This window comes from Enterobacter sp. SCRI0065, from assembly GCF_059766475.1.
This window is the reverse complement of the sequence record NZ_JCBAJB010000003.1, coordinates 395,079-420,100: the sequence shown is the minus strand read 5'-3', so window position 1 is coordinate 420,100 and position 25,022 is coordinate 395,079. Positions and strand designations below refer to the sequence as shown.

25 protein-coding genes and 2 tRNA genes are annotated in these 25,022 nt (G+C 51.0%); 20 read left to right on the top strand and 7 right to left on the bottom strand.

Features of this window, described 5'->3' with window-relative positions; translation table 11 throughout:
• Positions 1 to 102 precede the first annotated feature (102 nt).
• Positions 103 to 357, top strand: a complete 255-nt coding sequence (gene ibaG / locus AC6EMZ_RS12045; protein WP_498402728.1) for a BolA family iron metabolism protein IbaG — start codon at positions 103 to 105, stop codon at positions 355 to 357.
• 51 nt (positions 358 to 408) lie between these two features.
• A complete protein-coding gene (gene murA, locus AC6EMZ_RS12040) occupies positions 409 to 1,668 on the top strand; it encodes a UDP-N-acetylglucosamine 1-carboxyvinyltransferase (RefSeq protein ID WP_498402727.1) in 1,260 nt (419 codons plus the stop codon).
• 63 nt (positions 1,669 to 1,731) lie between these two features.
• Here murA and sfsB read toward each other — a convergent pair whose 3' ends face one another.
• Positions 1,732 to 2,007, bottom strand: a complete 276-nt coding sequence (gene sfsB, locus AC6EMZ_RS12035; protein WP_498402726.1) for a DNA-binding transcriptional regulator SfsB — start codon at positions 2,005 to 2,007, stop codon at positions 1,732 to 1,734.
• Between the two features lie 229 nt (positions 2,008 to 2,236).
• Entirely contained in the window at positions 2,237 to 3,208 is a 972-nt protein-coding gene (ispB, locus tag AC6EMZ_RS12030) for an octaprenyl diphosphate synthase (RefSeq protein ID WP_498402725.1), read from the bottom strand.
• A gap of 258 nt (positions 3,209 to 3,466) precedes the next feature.
• Here ispB and rplU point away from each other — a divergent pair, with 258 nt between their 5' ends.
• The 4 genes from rplU (at position 3,467) to cgtA (ending at position 6,315) form a co-directional block, all read left to right on the top strand.
• Positions 3,467 to 3,778, top strand: a complete 312-nt coding sequence (rplU, locus tag AC6EMZ_RS12025) for a 50S ribosomal protein L21 (RefSeq protein ID WP_015960603.1) — start codon at positions 3,467 to 3,469, stop codon at positions 3,776 to 3,778.
• A gap of 19 nt (positions 3,779 to 3,797) precedes the next feature.
• A complete protein-coding gene (gene rpmA / locus AC6EMZ_RS12020; protein ID WP_498402724.1) occupies positions 3,798 to 4,055 on the top strand; it encodes a 50S ribosomal protein L27 in 258 nt (85 codons plus the stop codon).
• A gap of 95 nt (positions 4,056 to 4,150) precedes the next feature.
• Complete coding sequence (locus AC6EMZ_RS12015) at positions 4,151 to 5,116, top strand: DMT family transporter (RefSeq protein WP_498402723.1); 966 nt, start codon at positions 4,151 to 4,153, stop codon at positions 5,114 to 5,116.
• Between the two features lie 20 nt (positions 5,117 to 5,136).
• Positions 5,137 to 6,315, top strand: coding sequence for an Obg family GTPase CgtA (cgtA, locus tag AC6EMZ_RS12010; protein ID WP_498402722.1), 1,179 nt, complete (start codon positions 5,137 to 5,139; stop codon positions 6,313 to 6,315).
• 37 nt (positions 6,316 to 6,352) lie between these two features.
• Here the strand turns inward: cgtA and pmrB are convergent, their stop codons facing one another.
• From pmrB to dacB, 3 genes are read right to left on the bottom strand one after another with little or no spacing between them, the layout of a single operon-like run.
• Positions 6,353 to 7,396, bottom strand: coding sequence for a two-component system sensor histidine kinase PmrB (pmrB, locus tag AC6EMZ_RS12005; protein ID WP_498402720.1), 1,044 nt, complete (start codon positions 7,394 to 7,396; stop codon positions 6,353 to 6,355).
• Complete coding sequence (gene pmrA, locus AC6EMZ_RS12000; RefSeq protein WP_498402719.1) at positions 7,393 to 8,055, bottom strand: two-component system response regulator PmrA; 663 nt, start codon at positions 8,053 to 8,055, stop codon at positions 7,393 to 7,395. Before pmrA ends, pmrB begins: the two co-directional genes overlap by 4 nt.
• A gap of 2 nt (positions 8,056 to 8,057) precedes the next feature.
• Positions 8,058 to 9,491, bottom strand: coding sequence for a serine-type D-Ala-D-Ala carboxypeptidase (gene dacB / locus AC6EMZ_RS11995; RefSeq protein ID WP_498402718.1), 1,434 nt, complete (start codon positions 9,489 to 9,491; stop codon positions 8,058 to 8,060).
• 246 nt (positions 9,492 to 9,737) lie between these two features.
• On the opposite strand from dacB, the gene greA reads away from it, so the two are divergent.
• Positions 9,738 to 10,214 carry a transcription elongation factor GreA gene (greA, locus tag AC6EMZ_RS11990; protein WP_498402716.1) on the top strand — a complete coding sequence of 159 codons (477 nt, stop codon included), beginning with the start codon at positions 9,738 to 9,740 and terminating at the stop codon, positions 10,212 to 10,214.
• 151 nt (positions 10,215 to 10,365) lie between these two features.
• Here greA and yhbY read toward each other — a convergent pair whose 3' ends face one another.
• On the bottom strand, positions 10,366 to 10,659 hold the full coding sequence (gene yhbY / locus AC6EMZ_RS11985; protein ID WP_096755522.1) for a ribosome assembly RNA-binding protein YhbY: 294 nt from the start codon (positions 10,657 to 10,659) through the stop codon (positions 10,366 to 10,368).
• Positions 10,660 to 10,785: 126 nt separating this feature from the next.
• Between yhbY and rlmE the strand changes: the two genes are divergently transcribed.
• The 6 genes from rlmE to AC6EMZ_RS11955 all read left to right on the top strand — a co-directional run bounded on the left by rlmE (position 10,786) and on the right by AC6EMZ_RS11955 (position 16,376).
• Entirely contained in the window at positions 10,786 to 11,412 is a 627-nt protein-coding gene (gene rlmE, locus AC6EMZ_RS11980) for a 23S rRNA (uridine(2552)-2'-O)-methyltransferase RlmE (protein ID WP_498402715.1), read from the top strand.
• Positions 11,413 to 11,514: 102 nt separating this feature from the next.
• A complete protein-coding gene (ftsH, locus tag AC6EMZ_RS11975; RefSeq protein WP_498402714.1) occupies positions 11,515 to 13,449 on the top strand; it encodes an ATP-dependent zinc metalloprotease FtsH in 1,935 nt (644 codons plus the stop codon).
• A gap of 95 nt (positions 13,450 to 13,544) precedes the next feature.
• Positions 13,545 to 14,393: a dihydropteroate synthase gene (gene folP, locus AC6EMZ_RS11970; protein ID WP_498402713.1), complete on the top strand. Its 849-nt coding sequence runs from the start codon at positions 13,545 to 13,547 to the stop codon at positions 14,391 to 14,393.
• Complete coding sequence (gene glmM / locus AC6EMZ_RS11965) at positions 14,386 to 15,723, top strand: phosphoglucosamine mutase (RefSeq protein WP_498402712.1); 1,338 nt, start codon at positions 14,386 to 14,388, stop codon at positions 15,721 to 15,723. The genes folP and glmM overlap by 8 nt, the downstream gene beginning before the upstream one ends.
• Positions 15,724 to 15,947: 224 nt before the next feature.
• Complete coding sequence (gene secG, locus AC6EMZ_RS11960; protein WP_498402711.1) at positions 15,948 to 16,280, top strand: preprotein translocase subunit SecG; 333 nt, start codon at positions 15,948 to 15,950, stop codon at positions 16,278 to 16,280.
• A gap of 9 nt (positions 16,281 to 16,289) precedes the next feature.
• Positions 16,290 to 16,376, top strand: a tRNA-Leu gene (locus AC6EMZ_RS11955).
• A 102-nt stretch (positions 16,377 to 16,478) separates the two neighbouring features.
• Here AC6EMZ_RS11955 and argG read toward each other — a convergent pair.
• Positions 16,479 to 17,825: an argininosuccinate synthase gene (gene argG, locus AC6EMZ_RS11950; protein ID WP_498402710.1), complete on the bottom strand. Its 1,347-nt coding sequence runs from the start codon at positions 17,823 to 17,825 to the stop codon at positions 16,479 to 16,481.
• Positions 17,826 to 18,168: 343 nt separating this feature from the next.
• Here argG and AC6EMZ_RS11945 point away from each other — a divergent pair.
• The 7 genes from AC6EMZ_RS11945 to rpsO all read left to right on the top strand — a co-directional run bounded on the left by AC6EMZ_RS11945 (position 18,169) and on the right by rpsO (position 25,010).
• Positions 18,169 to 18,245 (top strand) — tRNA-Met (locus AC6EMZ_RS11945).
• A gap of 207 nt (positions 18,246 to 18,452) precedes the next feature.
• Positions 18,453 to 18,905, top strand: coding sequence for a ribosome maturation factor RimP (gene rimP, locus AC6EMZ_RS11940; protein WP_498402709.1), 453 nt, complete (start codon positions 18,453 to 18,455; stop codon positions 18,903 to 18,905).
• Between the two features lie 28 nt (positions 18,906 to 18,933).
• Entirely contained in the window at positions 18,934 to 20,421 is a 1,488-nt protein-coding gene (nusA, locus tag AC6EMZ_RS11935) for a transcription termination factor NusA (RefSeq protein WP_498402708.1), read from the top strand.
• A 24-nt stretch (positions 20,422 to 20,445) separates the two neighbouring features.
• A complete protein-coding gene (infB, locus tag AC6EMZ_RS11930; protein ID WP_498402707.1) occupies positions 20,446 to 23,142 on the top strand; it encodes a translation initiation factor IF-2 in 2,697 nt (898 codons plus the stop codon).
• Between the two features lie 101 nt (positions 23,143 to 23,243).
• Positions 23,244 to 23,645 (top strand): 30S ribosome-binding factor RbfA, encoded by a 402-nt coding sequence (rbfA, locus tag AC6EMZ_RS11925; RefSeq protein WP_498402706.1) that lies wholly within the window; start codon positions 23,244 to 23,246, stop codon positions 23,643 to 23,645.
• Complete coding sequence (gene truB, locus AC6EMZ_RS11920) at positions 23,645 to 24,589, top strand: tRNA pseudouridine(55) synthase TruB (protein ID WP_498402704.1); 945 nt, start codon at positions 23,645 to 23,647, stop codon at positions 24,587 to 24,589. Before rbfA ends, truB begins: the two co-directional genes overlap by 1 nt.
• A 151-nt stretch (positions 24,590 to 24,740) precedes the next feature.
• A complete protein-coding gene (rpsO, locus tag AC6EMZ_RS11915; RefSeq protein ID WP_003861789.1) occupies positions 24,741 to 25,010 on the top strand; it encodes a 30S ribosomal protein S15 in 270 nt (89 codons plus the stop codon).
• The last annotated feature ends 12 nt before the right edge of the window (positions 25,011 to 25,022 follow it).

Sequence of the window (25,022 nt, the reverse complement as noted above, 5' to 3'; positions counted from 1 at the left end):
AGCCTCGACTGTTTCATCGTCGGGGCTTTTTGCTTGTTTAAGACTGCGCCACTTTGCTCTAAGATGTTGGGCTTGTTTTCACTAACAGATGATGTAGAACCCATGGAAAATCATGAAATCCAGGCAGTGCTGATGAGTGCACTCTCCCTTAAGGAAGTCCACGTCTCTGGCGATGGCAGTCACTTTCAGGTTATTGCTGTGGGTGAGATATTCGACGGCATGAGCCGTGTGAAGAAACAGCAGGCTGTTTATGCTCCGCTGATGGAACATATTGCGGATAACCGCATTCACGCCCTGTCGATCAAAGCCTTTACCCCGCAAGAGTGGGAACGCGATCGCAAACTAAACGGTTTTTGAGCTGAGGGTGGTTTGCCCGCAGCACGGTTGAATTTATAAGAGAGCATTCACATGGATAAATTTCGTGTACAGGGGCCAACGCGCCTCCAGGGCGAAGTCACAATTTCCGGCGCTAAAAATGCCGCGCTGCCGATCCTTTTTGCTGCGCTGCTCGCGGAAGAGCCAGTAGAAATTCAGAACGTACCGAAGCTGAAAGATATCGATACCACCATGAAGTTACTCACTCAGTTGGGTACCAAAGTGGAACGTAACGGTTCGGTATGGATTGATGCCAGCAACGTTAACAACTTCTCTGCACCTTATGACCTGGTGAAAACCATGCGTGCATCCATCTGGGCGCTTGGCCCACTGGTGGCTCGCTTCGGTCAGGGACAGGTGTCTTTGCCGGGTGGCTGCGCAATTGGCGCACGTCCGGTTGACCTGCATATCTTCGGCCTGGAAAAACTGGGTGCAGATATCAAGCTGGAAGAGGGTTACGTTAAAGCCTCCGTCAATGGCCGTCTGAAAGGCGCGCACATTGTGATGGATAAAGTCAGCGTGGGCGCTACCGTCACCATCATGTCTGCGGCGACGCTGGCGGAAGGCACAACGGTAATTGAGAATGCTGCTCGCGAGCCGGAAATTGTCGACACGGCAAACTTCCTTGTGGCAATGGGCGCTAAAATTACCGGGCAGGGTACCGATCGCATTACTATCGAAGGCGTTGAGCGTCTTGGCGGTGGTGTTTATCGTGTGCTGCCAGACCGCATCGAAACCGGCACGTTCCTGGTCGCTGCGGCCATTTCTGGCGGTAAAATTGTTTGTCGTAACGCGCAGCCAGACACCCTGGATGCGGTGTTAGCCAAGCTGCGCGACGCGGGTGCGGATATTGAAGTCGGAGAAGACTGGATTAGCCTGGATATGCACGGGAAGCGCCCAAAAGCGGTGAACGTTCGTACCGCTCCGCATCCAGCATTCCCAACGGATATGCAGGCACAGTTTACGCTGTTGAACCTGGTAGCAGAAGGGACCGGTTTTATCACTGAAACCATCTTTGAAAACCGCTTTATGCACGTACCGGAACTTATCCGTATGGGCGGGCATGCAGAGATCGAAAGCAACACCGTGATTTGCCAGGGCGTAGAGAAATTATCTGGTGCTCAGGTGATGGCGACGGATTTACGTGCATCTGCGAGCCTGGTGCTGGCGGGTTGTATTGCTGAAGGTACGACGGTTGTTGACCGTATCTATCATATCGATCGTGGCTACGAGCGTATTGAAGATAAACTGCGCGCGCTGGGTGCAAATATCGAGCGTGTGAAGGGCGAGTAATCGTTCGGGCAGCCCCCTGCCAATAATGACCGGGGGGTTGCTGTTCCCGTCTATTTGAAAGCGTTAAATCTGATGCTTTTTCTGGCGCATCATACGCGTTCTGTCGATAAACTCATGGGTGATGGGGTCGTGGTAGCGCGATGGCCAGATAACCCAAGGCTGTGTTTCTAACGCCGTCGCAATGATCAACTCTCCCTTTGGCCACGGACGCGTTAACGCGTTGGCAAGCGTTGAGGAACTGAGCCCGCTCCGGCGTGATTCAGCTGCCAGCGAGGTCCCTTTTTTACGTAATGCAGCGATAATATCAGCCGAATGCCAGTCGATAAATTTCGTGTCCATACTCGTCTCCTTTTGCTCTGTATCGTCCACGTCATTTCAGATGAATTGACGGGACTTACTATACCTTCTTCGAACAACGGTTCTAAAAAGTTCGCATAACAGAAAGCAATATTCAGAATATGACAGGGCTTTATTCATGCGGCCTGTAAGCCGATGATTTAACGTGATTAGATATTTATGAGAACTTACTGGAAATTCCCCGCGCAGATCGCGGGGACGGAGTGGGGTTTTATTTATCGCGCTGAACAGCGATATGGGCAAGCGCTATTAACGCGTCGCGCCTTGGGCTGTCTGGAATAACCTGAATGGCGACGATAGCTTTGTCCGCTTCTTCTTCGGCGCGCTGGCGTGTCCATTCCAATGATCCACAGATCGCCATTGTTTCCAGTACCGGTTCCAGAAGATGTCGACCGTTTCCTTGCTCAATCGCTTCACGGATCATTTTGGCCTGATCCGGTGAACCGTTGCGCATAGCGTGCAAAAGCGGCAGGGTTGGCTTGCCTTCGTTAAGGTCATCGCCGACGTTTTTGCCCAGGGTTTCACCATCTGCGCTGTAATCGAGCAGATCGTCAATCAGCTGGAACGCCGTGCCGAGGTAACGGCCATAATCCTGGAGACCACGCTCTTGCTCGTCGGTGCAACCGGCAAGAATACCGGAACACTGCGCTGCAGCTTCAAACAGGCGCGCTGTTTTGCTGTAGATGACGCGCATGTAGTTTTCTTCAGTGATGTCAGGATCGTTAACGTTCATCAGCTGTAGCACTTCGCCTTCAGCGATGACGTTAACGGCTTCAGACATCACTTCGAGCACTTTTAGCGAGCCGAGGCGGGTCATCATCTGGAAGGCGCGGGTATAGATGAAATCGCCCACCAGAACGCTGGCAGCGTTGCCAAAGGCCGCGTTCGCCGTCGCTTTGCCACGGCGCATATCAGATTCATCCACCACGTCATCATGAAGCAGCGTCGCGGTATGGATAAATTCGATAAGGGCCGCAATATTGACGTGCGCATTCCCCTGATATCCAACGGCTCTTGCTGCCAGTATGGCGATCATGGGGCGAATGCGTTTACCGCCGCCACTGACGATGTAATAACCCAACTGATTGATGAGCTGAACATCAGAGTTGAGTTGCTCCAGGATTGCTGCATTCACACCCGCCATATCTTGCGCGGTTAACTCGTTGATTTTTTCTAAATTCATCGCAAAAGCCGGGCTTCTTATCCTGTTCACCCCATATCGAATGGGCTAACAAAGGGTTACGGTTTATCAATAGTATCGCTGATTGTACTGAAAAAACGGCTCAGATAAACGTTACCGTGCGTGTTGTGTTTTTTTTCTTCATGTATTGATGGTAGCACTTGTCAAAGGCTCGCGTTTTGCGTAATATTCGCGCCCTATTGTGAATATTTATAGCGCACTCTGAATCACACGAGGATGTGCGCGGAAGCGGAGTTCTATATGTACGCGGTTTTCCAAAGTGGTGGTAAACAACACCGAGTAAGCGAAGGTCAGACCGTTCGCCTGGAAAAGCTGGACATCGCAACTGGCGAAGCTGTTGAGTTCGCTGAAGTTCTGATGATCGCAAACGGTGAAGAAGTCAAAATCGGCGTTCCTTTCGTTGATGGCGGCGTTATCAAAGCTGAAGTTGTTGCACACGGTCGTGGCGAGAAAGTTAAAATCGTTAAGTTTCGTCGTCGTAAGCACTACCGTAAGCAGCAAGGCCACCGTCAGTGGTTCACTGACGTGAAAATTACTGGCATCAGCGCCTAAGACCTGAGGAGAGATTTAAATGGCACATAAAAAGGCTGGCGGCTCCACTCGAAATGGTCGCGATTCAGAAGCTAAACGTCTGGGCGTTAAACGTTTCGGCGGCGAAGCAGTTCTGGCAGGTAGCATCATCGTTCGTCAACGTGGTACCAAATTCCACGCTGGTGTTAACGTAGGTTGCGGTCGTGACCACACTCTGTTTGCTAAAGCAGACGGTAAAGTGAAATTTGAAGTTAAAGGCCCGAACAACCGTAAATACATCAGCATCGTTGCTGAGTAAGTTTTTCGTGGTCCGGTAACGGATTAAAGCCCCGCAACGTGTTGCGGGGCTTTTTACATTGAAATCCCGGAAAATTTTCTGCAGGGAAAACGGGCATGAAACAGCAGGCTGGCATCGGCATTCTTTTGGCACTTACCACTGCGGTGTGCTGGGGGGCGTTGCCAATCGCAATGAAACAGGTTCTGGAAGTCATGGAACCGCCGACAGTGGTGTTCTACCGTTTTTTAATGGCAACCATTGGCCTTGGCGCAATTTTAGCGATTAAAGGTAGACTGCCGCCGTTACGAATTTTTCGCAAACCGCGTTGGCTGCTGTTGTTAGCTATTGCAACGGGCGGTTTGTTCGGTAACTTCATCCTGTTTAGTTCTTCCCTGCAATATCTTAGCCCTACCGCGTCGCAGGTGATTGGTCAACTTTCACCCGTCGGCATGATGGTTGCGAGCGTCTTTATCCTCAAGGAGAAGATGCGCGGAACGCAGATCGTTGGGGCAAGCATGTTGCTGTGTGGTCTGGTGATGTTCTTTAACACCAGCCTGATTGAAATTTTTACCCAACTGACGGATTACACCTGGGGTGTGATTTTTGGCGTTGGGGCAGCAACGGTCTGGGTGAGTTATGGCGTCGCGCAAAAGGTGTTATTGCGCCGTTTAGCCTCGCAACAGATCCTCTTTTTATTGTACACTTTATGTACGATAGCTTTACTGCCTTTAGCAAAGCCGGGTGTTATCTCCCAACTGAGCGATTGGCAACTGGCGTGTCTCATTTTTTGTGGGCTTAACACGCTGGTCGGTTATGGCGCGCTGGCCGAAGCGATGGCGCGTTGGCAGGCAGCACAGGTGAGCGCACTTATCACGCTGACCCCGCTGTTTACCCTGTTGTTTTCAGATTTATTATCAATGGCCTGGCCCGATTTCTTCGTCAAACCGATGTTAAACCTGCTGGGTTATATCGGTGCGTTTGTCGTGGTTGCGGGCGCGATGTATTCCGCCATTGGTCATCGTCTTTGGGGCGGCTTACGCAAAAAAGAAGCGGTTGTAGTTGTCCCCCGCTCAGGCGAATGATTTACGGAGAGTAAAGTAAGATGAAGTTTGTTGATGAAGCAACGATCCTGGTTGTAGCAGGTGATGGCGGTAATGGTTGCGTTAGCTTCCGCCGTGAAAAATATATTCCGCGTGGCGGCCCTGACGGTGGTGATGGCGGTGATGGCGGTGATGTGTGGTTAGAGGCGGATGAAAACCTCAACACACTGATCGACTATCGTTTTGAAAAATCCTTCCGCGCTGAACGTGGCCAAAATGGTCAGAGTCGTGACTGTACGGGTAAACGCGGCAAAGATGTGACCGTCAAAGTACCCGTCGGTACGCGTGTGATCGACCAGGGAACTGGCGAAACCTTAGGTGATATGACCAAACACGGTCAGCGCCTGATGGTAGGTAAGGGGGGATGGCACGGTCTGGGTAACAGCCGCTTTAAATCTTCCGTTAACCGTTCACCACGTCAGAAAACGATGGGCACGCCAGGCGATAAACGCGATCTTCAGCTCGAACTGATGCTGCTGGCGGATGTCGGTATGCTGGGTATGCCAAACGCGGGTAAATCTACATTTATTCGTGCAGTATCAGCAGCCAAGCCAAAAGTCGCCGATTATCCGTTTACGACACTGGTGCCGAGCCTGGGCGTTGTCCGTATGGATAACGAAAAGAGCTTCGTTGTTGCCGATATTCCGGGTCTTATCGAAGGTGCAGCTGAAGGCGCAGGTCTCGGGATTCGCTTCCTGAAGCACCTTGAGCGTTGTCGTGTATTGCTGCACATCGTTGATATTAACCCTATCGATGAATCCGATCCGGTTGAAAACGCCCGTATCATTATTGGCGAACTGGAAAAATACAGTGACAAACTGGCTGGTAAGCCACGCTGGCTGGTCTTCAACAAGATCGATCTGATGGATAAAGCCGAAGCAGAAGCGAAAGCGAAAGCCATTGCCGATGCCATGGGCTGGGAAGAGAAATACTATCTGATCTCTGCTGCAAGCCAGATGGGCGTAAAAGATCTTTGCTGGGATGTGATGCACTTCATCATTGAAAACCCAATTACTCAGGCTGAAGAATCGAAGCAGCCTGAAAAAGTGGAATTCATGTGGGATGACTATCACCGCCAGCAGCTCGAAGAACAAGCCGTTGAAGTCGAAGATGACGAAGAGTGGGACGATGATTGGGATGAAGAAGACGACGAAGGTGTCGAATTCATCTACAAGCACTAACGCCTGCCATGAGCCCCCTGTTAAAGGGGGCTTTTTTTTAGCTAAATGTAGTTGGCAACCAACAGCCAGCGATCAACCCGCCGCTCGGGGCATTATCAAGCGTCAACGTGCCTTGATGGAGTTGCACAATACGCTGAACGATACTCAGGCCAAGGCCGCTTCCGCCATAGCGTTGGTCGAGTCGTCGGAAAGGTTCGGTTATTGACTGTCGATGCGCTTCGTCAATACCTGGGCCCTGATCCTGTACGCTAATCAGCGTCCCATCATCCTTTTCGCTTAATTTCACTTCGATTGTTGTCCCCGCAGGACTATAGCGGGCAGCATTTTCGAGTAAATTTCGCAGCATCAGTCGTAATAAAACCGCATCGCCCTGCACGGTCATCGGACTCTTCGCTGGCCAAAGCACCTTGTGATCTTTGCACTCCTGCTCAAGCTTTAACGGGGCAATAATATGTTCCGTCCAGTTGACGGTTTCATAATGGCCGCCGGCCATTGCCTGACCCGCTCTCGCCAGCATCAGAAGTTGCTCCACCGTATGCATCAACTGATCGATACGGTTTACCAACGTCGAGGCCTGAGGCGAGCCTGACTGTGCCATCAGTTCTAAATGAAGTCGAATGCCTGCAAGCGGCGTTCGTAGTTCATGAGCCGCGTCAGCAGTGAATAAACGCTCTTGTTGGATGGTGTTATCCAGCCGGGCAAGGAGTTGATTTAATGAGGTGGTGACCGCGCTGATCTCTTCCATATCAGAGTACATGGGGAGAGGTGTTAGATTGTCAGCAGATCGATTTGCGAGACTGACACGTAGCTTGTTCAGTGGGCGCGTTATCCAGGTCACAGCCCAGAATGAGAAGAAAAGGGTGAAGCCGACCATGACCAATGAAGGCACCAACAATGAGGCAATGGCTTCGCGTATTTCTTTCTCAACGTGCTTATTCCGCGCTTTTGCAGAGAGCGTTTCGCTAACCAAAAAGCCAATTTGCTCACGGCTTTCATGCCACAGCCAGACCACGCTGATAAGTTGAAAAAACAGTAGGATAACCGCCAGCAATATCATTAACCGCCGACGCATACTGTTCATTTCTGACTCTCCAGGCGATAGCCGACGCCGCGCACGGTTTTGATACGATCTTTGCCCAGCTTGCGGCGAAGATTATGAATATGTACCTCAAGCGTATTTGAACCGGGATCGTCCTGCCAGGAGTAAATGTCTTGCTGTAGCGTTTCGCGGTGCACCGTTTGTCCGGTACGCATTATCAGGCGCGTTAACAGGGCAAACTCCTTTGGCGTGACTTCGACGGGCTGAGAACGACACAGAACCTGCTGTGTTTGCAGATTCAACGTGAGATCACCGTCTGCCACCAGGTTATCACTATGGCCCTGATAGCGGCGAATAAGCGCGCGTGCTCGGGCCTGTAGTTCAGCAAGGGCAAAGGGCTTAACCAGATAGTCATCCGCGCCCGAGTCCAGCCCATTGATTCTGTCTTCAATCGCATCGCGCGCGGTGAGGATCAGGACGGGATTATCCACGCCACGACGTCGCCACTGATTGAGTAGCGTTGCGCCGTCTTTATCGGGTAGACCTAGATCGAGAATGACAAGGCTGTACTCGCCGCTTTGAATGAGCGAGTCAGCATCTGCCGCCGTGGCGGCGCAGTCCAGGGCATAGCCTTCGTTTGCGAGAGCCAGCGCTAAACCTTCCTGTAATAACAGGTCGTCTTCAACAATGAGTAGTTTCATCGCTAGTTGTTCTGGTAGATGTCCTTGTAAAGCCTGCTTTCGAAGCGAACCAGCGGGATACGACGATTACGCTGATCTGCCGGTTCGACAGCATAGCCGGAAAGATACTGTACAAACGCCATTCGTTGTCCGCTTGCCGTCGTAATAAAGCCTGCAAGGTTGTACACACCCTGCAACGAGCCGGTCTTAGCGGAAACTTTGCCATCAACGCCAGCGGCATGAAGCCCGGCACGGTATTGAAGCGATCCGTCGTAACCCGCCAGCGGCAGCATCGAAATGAAGTTTAGCTCAGTGTCATGCTGCGCAATGTACTGAAGAACCTGCATCATTGTTGCCGGTGAGATCAGATTATGGCGTGAAAGTCCGGAGCCATCGACAGCAATAGTGTTACCGAGATCGATCCCTGCCTGTTGGCGAAGGATCTGGCGAACGGCGTCCGAGCCTGCACGCCATGTGCCTGGTACACCAAAGCGGGCATGTCCAATCATGCGAAAAACAGTATCCGCAATCATGTTGTCAGATTTTTTCAGCATAATCTTAAGCAGATCGTGCAGTGGCGCAGACTGTTTGCTGGCGATAACGGTACCCGGTTCGCTGGGTTGAGTTTGGCGCAACAGGGTACCTGAATAGGTAATATTCGCTTGTTTAAGCTCATCTTTTAAAATCGCACCGGCATAGCTTGCGCCATCCTGGATGGCAAACGCCAGCGGCAAAGGATCGGCTCGTTGTGTCAGACAACCGGTGAGCGTAAAGCGGTTCAGATCCCCCGGAACGACGTCTAACTCACAGTACTGCGCTTCAGGTGAGCCTTTTGCCAGCGTACGTACCTGGCTGAACATCGTCACCGGATAGTAAGAGGCCACGCGTATGAACGCCAAATCATTGGCTTTTTGCGCGCTATAGAGCGAAACGGAGAAGCAGTTACGGTCGACGATGGCAGCAGCGGGCGGTGCGCTAAAGCACTGCGTCATGTCATTCCAGGGCCAGCCAGGTGCTTTATCGTGGCTGGCGAAAATAGACGTATCAATTAATACGTTGCCATCGATTCTTTGGATGCCGGATTTTTTCAACACGGCGACCATATTGCGGATATCCTGGCGTTTAAAGGTAGGATCGCCGCCAAAACGAGCAATCAGGTCACCTTTCAGGACTCCACTATCGACGCTACCTTTGCTTTCAAGGGTTGTGGTAAAGCGAAAATCGGGCCCAAGCTGCAACAGGGCTGCCAGCGCGGTAATAACCTTCTGGGTACTGGCGGGTAGAGCCATTTGTTGGCTGTGATAGTCAATCTCCGGGGCTTGGGCACCAATTTTTTGCACCATCAGCGCAAGGTTAGCGCCAGCAGGGAGTTGATTAATGTACTCATCAACATTCGCCGCCTGAACGGTGAATGCCAAACTGGTGGTCAATCCGATGATAAATCTGGAAAATCGCATAATCTCGCGCTAACAACCCGGAAACAAACCGCCATACTACGGTGCAACGCCCTGTAAAGTAAACGATGACCCATAGTGAACTTCGCGGTAAAATACGTATCAAATTGAAAAATTGCTGCTGACCTGGAACTTTGCTTCCGGGCAGTTTTCTTTTGCTTCTGACCTTTGACAGGCATTGAAGTCTGCGAGGCCAGTAGCCGGGGTGAGCGAATCGCCCCCAACAGGAATGTTTAAGAGGTATAACAAATGCAAGCTATTCCGATGACCTTACGTGGTGCTGAAAAACTGCGCGAAGAACTGGATTTTTTGAAATCTGTTCGCCGTCCTGAAATCATCTCTGCTATCGCCGATGCGCGTGAGCATGGCGATTTGAAAGAAAATGCTGAGTATCACGCCGCACGCGAGCAGCAGGGTTTTTGTGAAGGGCGTATCAAGGATATCGAGGCTAAGCTGTCAAATGCGCAGGTCATCGATATCACGAAAATGCCGAACAATGGCCGCGTGATTTTTGGTTCTTCGGTAAAAGTGTTGAACCTGGTCAATGACGAAGAACAGACATATCGCATCGTGGGTGACGACGAGGCAGATTTTAAGCAGAACTTAATCTCAGTGAACTCACCGATTGCTCGTGGCCTGATTGGCAAAGAGCAGGACGATGTAGTCGTCATCCGTACGCCGGGCGGCGAAGTGGAATTCGAAATTATTCAGGTTGAATACCTGTAATTCGCTTCTGACCAAAGATGTTGATACATTGTAAAGAAAGGAAAAAGGCCGCATAGCGGCCTTTTATCAACTCAAAGAGCATGGCATTTTGCTCACCTGCTAATGGAAATCCCGCGTTTTACACAGAAAAAATGTGCAATTAGGGATACTCTTAGCGTGGCAGCGAGATTTTACGCTCTTTAGTTGGGCGATAGAGCACCAGCGTTTTACCGATAACCTGTACATTACAGGCACCGGTTTCGCGCACGATAGCTTCCACGATCAGGGTTTTATTGTCTCTGTCTTCAGAGGCGATTTTCACCTTGATCAACTCGTGGTGCTCAAGCGCTTGCTCGATCTCGGCAAGCACCCCTTCGGTCAAACCATTGTTGCCAAGCATGACTACAGGCTTGAGTGGATGTGCCAGACCTTTAAGGTGCTGTTTTTGTTTAGTACTCAGATTCATCGTATATTTTTGCTTACGTTGGGATTGAAAACGGTTCATTCTACCGCCATCTCCCTTATATCGCCAAATAGCTGCGTAGAAATTTACGTCACAGGCAAATTACGATGAACCAGGACGGAAATTGAAATGACAGGTAAAAAGCGTTCTGCCAGCTCCAGTCGCTGGCTTCAGGAACACTTTAGCGATAAATATGTTATCCAGGCGCAGAAAAAGGGGTTACGTTCCCGCGCCTGGTTTAAACTTGATGAAATACAGCAAAGTGACAAACTCTTTAAGCCGGGAATGACGATTGTTGATCTCGGTGCTGCACCCGGTGGATGGTCCCAATATGCAGTGACGCAGATTGGTGGTCAGGGCCGAATCATCGCTTGCGATCTTTTACCTATGGATCCAATTGTCGGTGTGGACTTCCTTCAGGGCGATTTTCGTGATGAATTAGTTCTCAAAGCGCTGCTTGAACGCGTAGGGGATAGTAAGGTTCAGGTTGTCATGTCGGATATGGCGCCAAATATGTGCGGAACACCAGCGGTGGATATCCCCCGCTCCATGTATCTGGTTGAACTGGCGTTAGAAATGTCTCGTGATGTTCTGGCTCCAGGTGGTAGTTTTGTAGTGAAGGTGTTCCAGGGCGAAGGTTTCGAGGAGTATCTTAAGGAAATTCGCTCCCTGTTTGCGAAAGTAAAAGTTCGTAAGCCGGACTCTTCCCGTGCTCGTTCACGTGAAGTGTATATTGTAGCGACCGGGCGAAAGTGATAGCCGGTTGATTTCAAACGAAAGTTTGAAAGAGGCTGGATATTAAGTATCCTGACGCTGTTTTTAACACAGTTGTAATATGAGGTTAATCCCTTGAGTGACATGGCGAAAAACCTAATACTCTGGCTGGTCATTGCCGTTGTGCTGATGTCAGTGTTCCAGAGCTTTGGGCCCAGCGAGTCGAATGGTCGTAAGGTGGATTACTCTACCTTCCTGCAAGAGGTCAATCAGGACCAGGTTCGCGAAGCGCGTATCAACGGACGTGAGATCAACGTTACCAAGAAAGATAGTAACCGTTACACGACTTACATACCGGTGAACGATCCTAAGCTGCTTGATAACCTTCTGACTAAAAACGTCAAGGTGGTAGGTGAGCCGCCAGAAGAGCCGAGCCTGCTGGCTTCTATCTTCATATCCTGGTTCCCGATGCTGCTTCTTATCGGCGTCTGGATCTTCTTTATGCGCCAAATGCAGGGCGGCGGTGGCAAAGGTGCCATGTCGTTCGGTAAGAGCAAGGCGCGTATGCTTACGGAAGACCAGATCAAGACCACTTTTGCTGACGTCGCAGGTTGTGATGAAGCTAAAGATGAAGTGGCTGAACTCGTTGAGTACCTGCGTGAGCCGAGCCGTTTCCAGAAACTGGGCGGTAAGATCCCGAAAGGTATCCTGATGGTCGGTCCTCCGGGTACCGGTAAAACGCTGTTGGCGAAAGCCATCGCGGGCGAAGCGAAAGTCCCGTTCTTTACTATTTCGGGTTCTGACTTCGTAGAAATGTTCGTCGGTGTTGGTGCATCTCGTGTGCGTGACATGTTCGAACAGGCCAAGAAGGCAGCTCCATGTATTATCTTCATCGATGAAATCGACGCCGTAGGCCGCCAACGTGGCGCAGGTCTGGGCGGTGGTCACGATGAACGCGAACAGACTCTAAACCAGATGCTGGTTGAGATGGACGGCTTCGAAGGTAACGAGGGTATTATCGTTATCGCCGCAACTAACCGTCCGGATGTCCTTGACCCAGCGCTGCTGCGTCCAGGCCGTTTCGACCGTCAGGTTGTGGTTGGTCTGCCGGATGTTCGTGGTCGTGAACAGATTCTGAAAGTCCACATGCGTCGCGTTCCACTGTCGCCAGATGTCGATGCGGCAATCATTGGACGTGGTACTCCGGGCTTCTCTGGTGCTGACCTGGCAAACCTGGTCAATGAAGCTGCTCTGTTTGCTGCTCGCGGTAACAAGCGCGTCGTGTCGATGGTAGAGTTCGAAAAAGCGAAAGACAAAATCATGATGGGTGCAGAACGTCGCTCCATGGTGATGACGGAAGCGCAGAAAGAATCTACCGCGTACCATGAAGCCGGTCATGCGATTATCGGCCGTCTGGTTCCAGAACACGATCCGGTCCATAAAGTGACGATTATTCCGCGTGGTCGCGCGCTTGGCGTAACGTTCTTCCTGCCGGAAGGCGATGCAATCAGCGCCAGCCGTCAGAAGCTGGAAAGCCAGATTTCGACCCTTTACGGTGGTCGTCTGGCAGAAGAGATTATCTACGGCGTGGAACATGTTTCTACCGGTGCATCCAACGATATTAAAGTTGCGACTAACCTGGCACGTAACATGGTGACCCAGTGGGGCTTCTCCGACAAACTTGGTCCGCTGCTGTATGCGGAAGAAGATGGCGAAGTATTCCTGGGCCGCTCTGTCGCGAAAGCGAAACATATGTCCGATGAAACGGCTCGTATTATTGATCAGGAAGTTAAAGCGCTGGTTGAACGCAACTATGGCCGCGCTCGTGAAATCCTGAATGAAAACCTGGATATTCTGCACTCCATGAAAGATGCTCTCATGAAATATGAGACCATCGATGCTCCGCAGATTGACGACCTGATGGCTCGCCGCGAAGTGCGTCCGCCAGCAGGCTGGGAAGATCCAGGCGCTTCCAATAATTCTGATAACAATGGCACCCCTCGTGCGCCGCGTCCGGTCGATGAACCGAATACGCCGAACCCGGGCAATACCATGTCAGAACAGCTGGGCGACAAGTAAGCCATCGCTGTAAATGTGTTATCGTGACCTGAAACCCCGGAGCTTGCTCCGGGGTTTTTCTTATCTGCTTAATAATCAATACCAGGGATTTAGCCATGAAACTTTTCGCCCAGGACTCGACTCTCGATCTCTCACATCCGCATGTGATGGGTATCCTGAACGTCACGCCTGACTCGTTCTCCGACGGCGGTACGCATAACACGCTGATTGAAGGTGTGAAGCATGCCAATCTGATGATCAACGCGGGTGCGACGATTATTGATATCGGCGGCGAATCAACGCGTCCGGGGGCGGTGGACGTGAGCGTGGAGGAAGAGCTGGCGCGCGTAATCCCTGTTGTTGAGGCTATTGCTCAACGTTTTGAAGTGTGGATTTCTGTCGATACGTCGAAACCAGAAGTGATAAGAGAATCCGCGCGAGTAGGTGCTCACATCATTAACGACATTCGTTCCCTGAGTGAGCCCGGCGCGCTGGAAGCTGCAGCAGAGACTGGTCTGCCAGTATGTTTGATGCATATGCAAGGTCAGCCGAAAACGATGCAGTCGGCACCGAAATACGATGATGTGTTTGCAGATGTTAATCGCTACTTTATTGAGCAAATAGCGCGTTGTGAGCGTGCGGGTATCGCAAAAGAGAAATTGTTACTCGACCCGGGATTCGGATTCGGTAAAAATCTATCCCATAACTATGAGCTGCTTGCGCGTTTATCAGAGTTTCACCATTTTGGTCTGCCTCTGCTGGTCGGGATGTCGCGAAAAACAATGGTAGGGCAATTGCTGAATGTGGGTCCTGGCGAACGTCTGAGTGGAAGTCTTGCATGTGCGGTGATAGCGGCAATGCAGGGCGCGCACATCATTCGCGTCCATGATGTCAAAGAGACAGTAGAAGCTATGCGTGTGGTGGAAGCCACACTGTCAGCGAAGGAAAATAAACGCTATGAGTAATCGTAAATATTTTGGCACCGATGGTATTCGTGGCCGCGTGGGCGATGCGCCTATCACGCCTGATTTTGTGCTGAAACTTGGCTGGGCAGCGGGTAAAGTGCTTGCTCGCCATGGTTCCCGTAAAATCATTATCGGTAAAGACACCCGTATTTCTGGCTATATGCTTGAATCGGCATTGGAAGCGGGGCTTGCTGCTGCGGGGCTTTCTGCCTCATTCACCGGTCCAATGCCTACACCTGCCGTGGCGTATCTGACGCGTACTTTCCGCGCAGAAGCCGGTATCGTCATTTCTGCTTCGCACAATCCGTTCTACGATAACGGCATTAAATTCTTCTCCATCGATGGCACTAAATTGCCTGATGAAGTTGAAGAGGCTATCGAAGCGGAAATGGAAAAAGAGCTGACCTGCGTTGACTCTTCCGAATTAGGTAAAGCCAGTCGTATCGTTGATGCCGCGGGTCGCTATATCGAGTTCTGCAAAGGCACATTCCCTAACGAACTCAGCCTGGGCCACCTCAAAATCGTGGTTGACTGTGCAAATGGCGCAACCTATCACATTGCTCCAAATGTGTTCCGTGAGCTTGGCGCGAAAGTGATTGCGATCGGCTGTGAACCCGACGGCGTAAACATTAACGAAGAAGTTGGTGCGACGGACGTTCGAGCGTTGCAGGCTCGCGTGCTGGCAGAGAAAGCCGATTTGGGTATCGCGTTCGACGGCGATGGTGACCGTGTGATCATGGTGGATCACGAAGGCAATAAGGTTGATGGCGATCAGATCCTCTATATCATCGCCCGTGAAAGCCTGCGTCAGGGCCAGTTGCGTGGCGGTGCTGTGGGCACTCTGATGAGTAACATGGGCCTGGAGCTGGCATTAAAACAGCTGGGTATTCCGTTTACTCGCGCGAAAGTGGGTGACCGCTATGTTCTTGAGAAATTGCAGGAGAAAGGCTGGCGCATTGGCGCTGAAAACTCCGGTCATGTGATTCTGCTGGATAAAACTACTACCGGCGACGGTATTGTTGCAAGTCTTCAGGTTGTTGCGGCGATGGTACGCAACCACATGAGTTTGCACGATCTGTGCAGTGGTATGAAGATGTTCCCACAGATTCTGGTTAACGTTCGCTTTACTGCTGGTAATGGCGATCCGCTTGAGAGTGCTAATGTCAAAGCCGTCATGACGGAAGTGGAAGCGGCACTGGGTAATCGCGGGCGTGTACTGCTGCGTAAATCAGGCACCGAGCCATTGATCCGCGTCATGGTGGAAGGCGAAGATGAAGCGCAGGTCACTGAATTTGCACATCGGATTGCCGATGCGGTGAAAGCAGCATAACCTCTTACAGTAAGTGTTTAAAAAGGCGGCATTTGCCGCCTTAATATTGTGCGAAAAGCCCGCTTTTGCTGTTTTTTTCCGCAGTTGATACAATGCACTTAAATTGCCCTTGCGAAGGACATTCGCTTTGGTTAGTATTCACACCCGCTTCAGTGGGAAACAAAAATCCTGCTAAATTGGTCGAAGCATTGGTATGCGGCAAATCCGCAAGGAACAGGTTGATTATGTACGAAGCTCTTTTAGTTATTTTCCTTATTGTAGCCATCGCTCTTGTAGCGCTGATCATGCTGCAGCAAGGCAAAGGCGCTGATATGGGAGCCTCCTTCGGAGCAGGCGCTTCCGGTACGCTGTTTGGTTCAAGTGGTTCTTCGAACTTCATGACCCGTACAACGGCTATTCTGGCTACGCTGTTCTTCATCATCAGTCTGGCGCTGGGAAATATCAACAGCAACAAGACCAGCAAAGGAAGCGAGTGGGAAAATCTGAGCGCACCGGAGAAAGCCGAGCAGTCTCAGCCAGCAGAACCGGCTAAGCCGACGAGCGATATCCCACGCTAAGTATTCAGTACCGAGGTGGTGGAATTGGTAGACACGCTACCTTGAGGTGGTAGTGCCCTAACGGGCTTGTGGGTTCGAGTCCCATCCTCGGTACCAATATTCCAGAAGAAAGACATCGAAAGATGTCTTTTTTTTCGTCTGTATAAAAGCGCAATAAAAAAGGCGCCATCAGGCGCCTTTCGAATATCTGTCAGACAATTACTTCTTGTCGCTGTGTTCCAGATTCTCAACCTGCGGCAGGCCATTGCCAGAAGACGCAGAGAGCAGACCGGTTTCAATATAGTTGAGCAGCTTTTCGCGGGTATCAGTGATATCCAGGTTACGCATGGTCAACTGGCCAATACGGTCATCAGGTGAGAAGACGGAATCACCTTTCTCCATGGTCAGACGTTCTGCTTTATAGGTCAGATTGTCAGAAACTGTATTCAGCAGGGAGTAGTCGTTACCGCGACGCAGTTCAAGCGTGACTTCACCGGTAATTGCGCTGGCCACCCAACGTTGCAGAGCATCACGCAGCATCAGTGCCTGTGGATCGAACCAGCGGCCCTGATACAGTAATTTACCCAACTGACGACCATGAGAGTGATACTGCTCAATGGTGTCTTCGTTATGGATGCCGGTCAGCAGACGCTCATAAGCGATATGCAGCAGCGCCATCCCCGGGGCTTCATAGATGCCACGGCTTTTGGCTTCAATGATACGGTTTTCAATCTGATCGCTCATCCCCAGACCGTGACGACCCCCAATGCGGTTTGCTTCAAGCATCAGCTCGACATCATCAGAGAACGTTTGACCATTCAGCGCTACTGGATGACCGCGTTCAAAACGTACGGTGACTTCTTCAGCCTGAATTTTGACGTTCTCATCCCAGAACTTCACGCCCATGATCGGGTTAACGATCTTCACGCTGGAGTTCAGGAACTCAAGATCTTTCGCTTCGTGAGTCGCACCCAGCATGTTGGAGTCAGTGGAATAGGCTTTCTCGACAGACATTTTGTAGTCAAAGCCGCAGGCAATCATAAACTCGGACATTTCATGACGGCCACCCAGCTCGTCGATAAAGTCGGTATCCAGCCACGGTTTGTAAATCTGCAGCTCAGCGTTAGTCAGCAGGCCATAGCGATAGAAACGCTCAATATCGTTGCCTTTATAGGTACTGCCATCGCCCCAGATATTAACGCCATCATCTTTCATCGCTGCCACTAACATAGTGCCGGTAACCGCACGGCCCAACGGTGTGGTATTGAAATAGGTGAGGCCGCCAGTGGTGTTATGGAAAGCACCGCACTGAATTGCCGCGATACCTTCAGCAACCAGCTGCTTACGGCAGTCAATCAGGCGTGCGTTCTCGGCACCGTATTCCATGGCTCGGCGAGGAATCGCGTCATAATCTTCCTCATCCGGCTGACCCAGGTTCGCAGTATATGCATAAGGAACCGCTCCCTTTTGGCGCATCCAGAGGAGTGCAGCACTGGTATCCAGACCACCAGAAAAAGCGATGCCTATACGTTGTCCTGCTGGAAGATGCTTGAGAATCGTCGTCATAAAATAAAACCCTGCTTGATTGACTGATGAGAGACCGCTTCCGCTCTCTTTGCATGTTTATGCAAAATAAGTGAGTTTTCATTTAATCATCTTTTGCCAATGACCGGAAGAGATTCGTGTGTTTTTTGTAAAAATTACCTACGTGGAAGGCCTCAGAATAGAAGGATGTCAGAACAGAATAGTGAGCCGTGCTTTATTCAGCAAAACGCATAGGTTGTAGGGTTGACAGGTGGGGTTAACTATCAATATACTGAACGCCGATTTAAAGTCCCGTCCTCGGTACCAAATCCCAGCATTATTTGCATTTTTTACCCAAAACGAGTAAAATTTGCCACGTTTCGGACGCGGGGTGGAGCAGCCTGGTAGCTCGTCGGGCTCATAACCCGAAGGTCGTCGGTTCAAATCCGGCCCCCGCAACCACTTTCCCATAAAGTTCTTTTTCAAATATACTGTGAAGACTTAGAGCCTTCGTAGCTGGATTTGAAAAAATTCTTTCAGAAAGTGCTCCAGGCCGCAGTTGCGGCTATAGGGTTCAGTTATCTAAAGCCCCGATTTATCGGGGTTTTTTGTTATCTGACTACAGAATAACTGGGCTTTATGCCCTTTTTTTACGTCTTGGGGGTGGGCTTGTCCACATTAGACCAAAAATTAACAGAGATGATTAAAGCACCAGTCGAAGCACTGGGCTATGAACTGGTCGGCATCGAATTTATTCGCAGCCGTACATCCACGCTGCGCATCTATATTGATAGTGAAGATGGCATCAATGTTGATGATTGTGCTGATGTCAGCCACCAGGTGAGTGCGGTTCTTGATGTTGAAGATCCAATTACTGTTGCCTATAACCTGGAAGTTTCCTCGCCTGGCCTCCATCGCCCGATGTTCACTGTCGAACACTACACTCAGTACATCGGTGAAGAAGTGGCGGTCGTTCTGCGTATGGCTGTACAAAACCGCCGTAAATGGCAGGGCATTATAAAGGCCGTTGATGGTGAGATGATCACGGTAACTGTCGAAGGCAAAGATGAAGTGTTCGCGCTGAGTAATATCCAGAAGGCGAACCTGGTTCCCCACTTTTAACAGTCTGGATTGAGGTGAAAAGCCCGCGATGAACAAAGAAATTTTGGCTGTTGTTGAAGCCGTCTCTAACGAGAAATCACTGCCGCGTGAGAAGATTTTCGAAGCGCTGGAAAGTGCACTGGCTACTGCAACCAAGAAAAAATACGAACAAGAGATCGAAGTTCGCGTAGAAATCGATCGTAAAAGCGGCGACTTCGATACATTCCGTCGTTGGGTCATTGTTGAAGAAGTGACCCAACCGACTAAAGAAATTACGCTTGAAGCGGCTCGCTACGAAGACGAAAGCTTTAACGTTGGCGAATATGTTGAAGATCAGATTGAATCTGTCACCTTCGACCGTATCACCACCCAAACGGCAAAGCAGGTTATCGTACAGAAAGTACGTGAAGCCGAGCGCGCTATGGTGGTTGATCAGTTCCGTTCACATGAAGGCGAAATCATCACGGGTGTGGTGAAGAAAGTGAACCGCGATAACATCGCTCTTGATCTGGGTAGCAACGCTGAAGCGGTTATCCTGCGTGAAGATATGTTGCCGCGTGAGAACTTCCGTCCAGGCGACCGTATTCGTGGCGTTCTGTACGCCGTGCGTCCGGAAGCACGTGGTGCGCAGCTGTTTGTGACGCGTTCTAAGCCAGAAATGCTGATCGAACTGTTCCGCATTGAAGTGCCAGAAATCGGTGAAGAAGTTATCGAGATTAAAGCCGCGGCCCGCGATCCGGGTTCCCGTGCCAAAATCGCGGTAAAAACCAATGACAAACGTATCGACCCAGTCGGTGCTTGCGTTGGTATGCGTGGCGCTCGCGTTCAGGCAGTTTCGACTGAGCTGGGTGGCGAACGTATTGATATCATTCTGTGGGACGACAACCCGGCGCAATTCGTGATTAACGCGATGGCACCGGCTGATGTAGCCTCCATTGTGGTAGACGAAGATAAGCACACCATGGATATCGCTGTTGAAGCAGGTAACCTGGCACAGGCTATCGGTCGTAACGGTCAGAACGTGCGTTTGGCTTCTCAACTGAGTGGTTGGGATCTTAACGTGATGACGGTTGATGACCTGCAGGCGAAGCACCAGGCTGAAGCCCATGCAGCGATCGACACCTTCACGAAATACCTGGATATTGACGCAGATTTTGCAACCATCCTGGTAGAAGAAGGTTTCTCGACGCTGGAAGAACTGGCCTACGTGCCAATGAAAGAACTGCTGGAAATCGACGGCCTGGATGAAGCAACCGTTGAAGCCCTGCGTGAACGCGCTAAAAACGCACTGACCACCCTGGCACTGGCTCAGGAAGAAAGCCTTGGTGATAACAAGCCGGCTGATGACCTGCTGAATTTAGAAGGTCTTGATCGTGCGATTGCGTTCAAGCTGGCTGCCCGTGGTGTTTGTACGCTGGAAGATCTCGCTGAGCAAGGCGTTGATGACCTGGCTGATATCGAAGGTTTAACCGACGAGAAAGCTGGTGAACTCATCATGGCCGCACGTAATATTTGCTGGTTCGGCGACGAAGCGTAATAAACTGTAGCAGGAAGGAACAGCATGACTGATGTAACTGTAAAATCGCTGGCTACTGAGATTCAGACCTCCGTGGAGCGCCTGGTACAGCAATTTGCTGATGCAGGTATCCCGAAGGCTGCTGATGACTCAGTAACCGCGCAAGAGAAACAAACCTTGCTGGCGCATCTGAACCGTGAACACGGTTCTACGCCTGACAAGCTGACGTTGCAGCGTAAAACGCGCAGCACGTTAAACATTCCTGGTACCGGTGGAAAAAGTAAATCGGTACAAATCGAAGTCCGCAAGACACGCACCTTTGTAAAACGTGATCCGCAAGAGGCCGAGCGCCTTGCAGCGGAAGAGCAGGCACAGCGTGAAGCGGAAGAACAAGCTCAGCGTGAGGCGGTAGAAACCGCTAAACGTGAGGCAGTATTAAAAGCTGAACGTGAGGCCGCTGAAAAAGTGAAACGCGACGCAAGTGATAAAGCGAAGCGCGACGCTGCGGAAAAAGACAAAGTGAGCAATCAACAGACTGACGAAATGACCAAAACCGCCCAGACAGAAAAAGCCCGTCGCGAAAGTGAAGCCGCTGACCTGAAGCGTAAAGCCGAAGAAGAAGCGCGTCGCAAGCTCGAAGAAGATGCACGTCGCGTAGCTGAAGAAGCTCGTCGTATGGCAGAAGAAAATGCCGGCGTTTGGGCAGAGCAAGAGAAAGCTAAAGGTGAAGAGGATAAGAGCGATTATCACGTCACCACTTCTCAGCATGCTCGCCAGGCAGAAGACGAAAACGACCGCGAAGTCGAAGCGGGTCGTAGCCGTACTCGTACCGCTGCAAAAGCTGCTCGTCCTCAGAAGAAAGGCAACAAGCACTCTGAATCTAAAGCTGACCGTGAAGAAGCACGTGCTGCTGGACGCGGTGGTAAAGGTGGCAAGCGTAAAGGTTCTTCTTTACAGCAGGGCTTCCAGAAACCAGCTCAGGCTGTTAACCGTGACGTTGTGATTGGCGAAACCATCACCGTTGGCGATCTGGCGAACAAAATGGCAGTCAAAGGCTCTCAGGTCATCAAAGCAATGATGAAGCTGGGTGCGATGGCAACCATTAACCAGGTTATCGATCAGGAAACCGCGCAGCTGGTTGCCGAAGAGATGGGCCATAAAGTTATCCTGCGTCGTGAAAACGAGCTGGAAGAAGCGGTAATGAGCGACCGTGATACTGGCGCCGCGGCAGAGTCCCGTGCACCAGTTGTTACCATCATGGGTCACGTTGACCACGGTAAAACCTCTCTGCTTGACTACATTCGTTCAACGAAAGTGGCATCTGGCGAAGCGGGTGGCATTACTCAGCACATCGGTGCTTACCACGTTGAAACTGACAACGGTATGATCACCTTCCTGGATACCCCGGGTCACGCCGCGTTTACGTCTATGCGTGCTCGTGGTGCTCAGGCAACAGACATCGTGGTTCTGGTCGTTGCAGCAGACGATGGCGTGATGCCGCAGACAATCGAAGCAATCCAGCACGCAAAAGCGGCGCAGGTACCGGTTGTTGTTGCAGTGAACAAAATCGATAAGCCTGAAGCAGACATGGATCGCGTTAAAACCGAACTGTCTCAGTACGGCGTTATGCCGGAAGAGTGGGGCGGCGAATCTCAGTTCATCCCAGTTTCTGCGAAAGCAGGTACCGGTATTGATGACCTGTTGAACGCTATCCTGCTGCAGGCTGAAGTTCTGGAGCTGAAAGCAGTTCGTAACGGTATGGCAAGCGGTGCAGTCATCGAATCCTTCCTTGATAAAGGTCGTGGTCCGGTTGCAACGGTTCTGGTACGTGAAGGTACTCTGAACAAAGGCGACATCGTGCTGTGCGGTTTTGAATATGGCCGTGTTCGTGCAATGCGTAACGAACTGGGTCAGGAAGTTCTGGAAGCGGGTCCGTCCATTCCGGTGGAAATCCTGGGTCTGTCCGGTGTTCCGGCAGCTGGTGATGAAGTGACCGTTGTTCGTGACGAGAAAAAAGCACGTGAAGTTGCGCTGTATCGTCAGGGCAAATTCCGCGAAGTTAAGCTGGCTCGTCAGCAGAAATCTAAACTCGAGAACATGTTTGCGAACATGACCGAAGGCGAAGTTCACGAAGTGAACGTTGTCCTGAAAGCCGACGTTCAGGGTTCTGTCGAAGCGATTTCCGATTCCTTGCTGAAACTGTCTACCGACGAAGTGAAAGTGAAGATCATCGGTTCTGGCGTAGGTGGTATCACCGAAACCGACGCTACGCTTGCAGCTGCATCCAACGCGATTCTGGTTGGCTTTAACGTCCGTGCTGACGCCTCTGCGCGTAAAGTTATCGACTCTGAAAGCCTGGATCTGCGTTATTACTCCGTCATCTATCATCTGATTGACGAAGTGAAAGCGGCGATGAGCGGCATGTTGTCCCCAGAACTGAAACAGCAGATCATCGGTCTGGCTGAAGTGCGCGATGTGTTCAAATCACCGAAATTCGGTGCAATCGCGGGCTGTATGGTTACTGAAGGCACGATCAAGCGTCATAACCCAATCCGCGTACTGCGTGACAACGTGGTTATCTATGAAGGCGAGCTGGAATCCCTGCGCCGCTTCAAAGATGACGTTAACGAAGTCCGTAACGGCATGGAATGTGGTATCGGCGTTAAGAACTACAACGACGTTCGCGTTGGCGATATGATCGAAGTGTTCGAAATCATCGAGATCAAACGTAGCATCGATTAATCGACGTCAGATTAACCGATTGTAGGCCGGGTTAGCGAAGCGCCACCCGGCAATAATTTTAAAAGGGGCTTAGAGCCCCTTTTTTGTCTGGAGAATTTATTATGGCGAAAGAATTTGGTCGCCCGCAGCGTGTTGGTCAGGAGCTGCAAAAAGAAATCGCACTCATCCTGCAGCGTGAAATTAAAGACCCGCGTCTGGGTTTGATGACGACCGTTTCCGGCGTTGAAATGTCCCGAGACCTGGCGTATGCCAAGGTGTTCGTGACCTTCCTGAATGATCAGGACGAAACTGCCATTAAACATGGCATGAAAGCGTTACAGGAAGCGTCGGGTTACATCCGCTCTCTGCTGGGCAAAGCGATGCGTCTGCGTATCGTGCCTGAGCTGACTTTCTTCTACGATAACTCACTGGTAGAAGGTATGCGTATGTCCAACCTCGTGACCAGCGTGGTTAAGCATGACGATGAGCGTCGTGTGAACCCGGAAGACGAAAAGGAGGACTGATGAGTCGTCCTCGTCGTCGCGGCCGCGATGTGCACGGTGTGCTGCTACTGGATAAACCTCAGGGTGCCTCCAGTAATGACGTGCTGCAAAAAGTGAAGCGTATATTTAACGCAAATCGTGCCGGGCACACCGGCGCGCTAGACCCGCTGGCGACAGGTATGCTGCCAGTGTGTCTGGGTGAAGCGACAAAGTTTTCTCAGTATCTGCTTGATTCCGATAAGCGTTATCGCGTTATTGCAAAATTGGGCCAGCGTACGGACACCTCCGATGCTGACGGGCAGGTCGTTGAAGAACGCCCGGTGACCTTTAGCAATGAGCAGCTTGATGTGGCGCTGGAAAGCTTCCGTGGGGAAACCCAGCAGGTGCCTTCCATGTATTCGGCGTTGAAGTATCAGGGCAAAAAGCTGTATGAGTATGCGCGTCAGGGAATTGATGTCCCGCGCGAAGCTCGCCCGATCACCGTCTATGAGCTGCTGTTTATTCGCCATGAAGGCGATGAGTTAGAGCTGGAAGTACACTGCTCGAAAGGGACTTATATTCGCACCATTATTGATGACCTGGGCGAAAAGCTCGGTTGTGGCGCACACGTGATTTATTTGCGCCGCCTCGCCGTCAGTAAATATCCGGTGGAACGTATGGTCACGCTGGAGCATCTCCACGCTCTGGCAGCACAAGCGGAAGAGCAGGGCATCTCTCCGGCCGATTTGCTGGATCCGCTGCTGATGCCGATGGATAGTCCGGCTTCCGACTTCCCCATCGTCAATTTGCCGTTAACGTCATCAATTTATTTTAAAAACGGCAACCCGGTACGCACAACAGATACCCCACATACGGGGCTGGTTCGTGTGACTGAAGGCGATGAAAGCAAGTTCATCGGTATGGGCGAAATTGACGACGAAGGCCGCGTGGCCCCGCGTCGTTTGGTTGTTGAATATCCGTTATAAGCATTTTACGTACCTTGCGATAAGCAGGGGAGACGGGTAGAATATCGCCGCTTAACGTCCTGGAAACTGTTTAACAATTTGCGGGGCGTAAACTGGGATTGCTGAATTAGAGATCGGCATCCTTACATTCTTTATTATTTTGGAGTTCATCATGTCTCTAAGCGTTGAAGCTAAAGCTAAAATCGTTTCCGAGTTCGGTCGTGGTACTAACGACAGCGGTTCTACCGAAGTTCAGGTTGCACTGCTGACTGCACAGATTAACCACCTGCAGGGTCACTTTGCAGAGCACAAAAAAGATCACCACAGCCGTCGTGGTCTGCTGCGTATGGTTTCTCAGCGTCGTAAACTGCTCGACTACCTGAAACGTAAAGATGTTGCACGCTACACCGCGCTGATCGAGCGTCTGGGTCTGCGTCGCTAAGTCTTGCGAGTT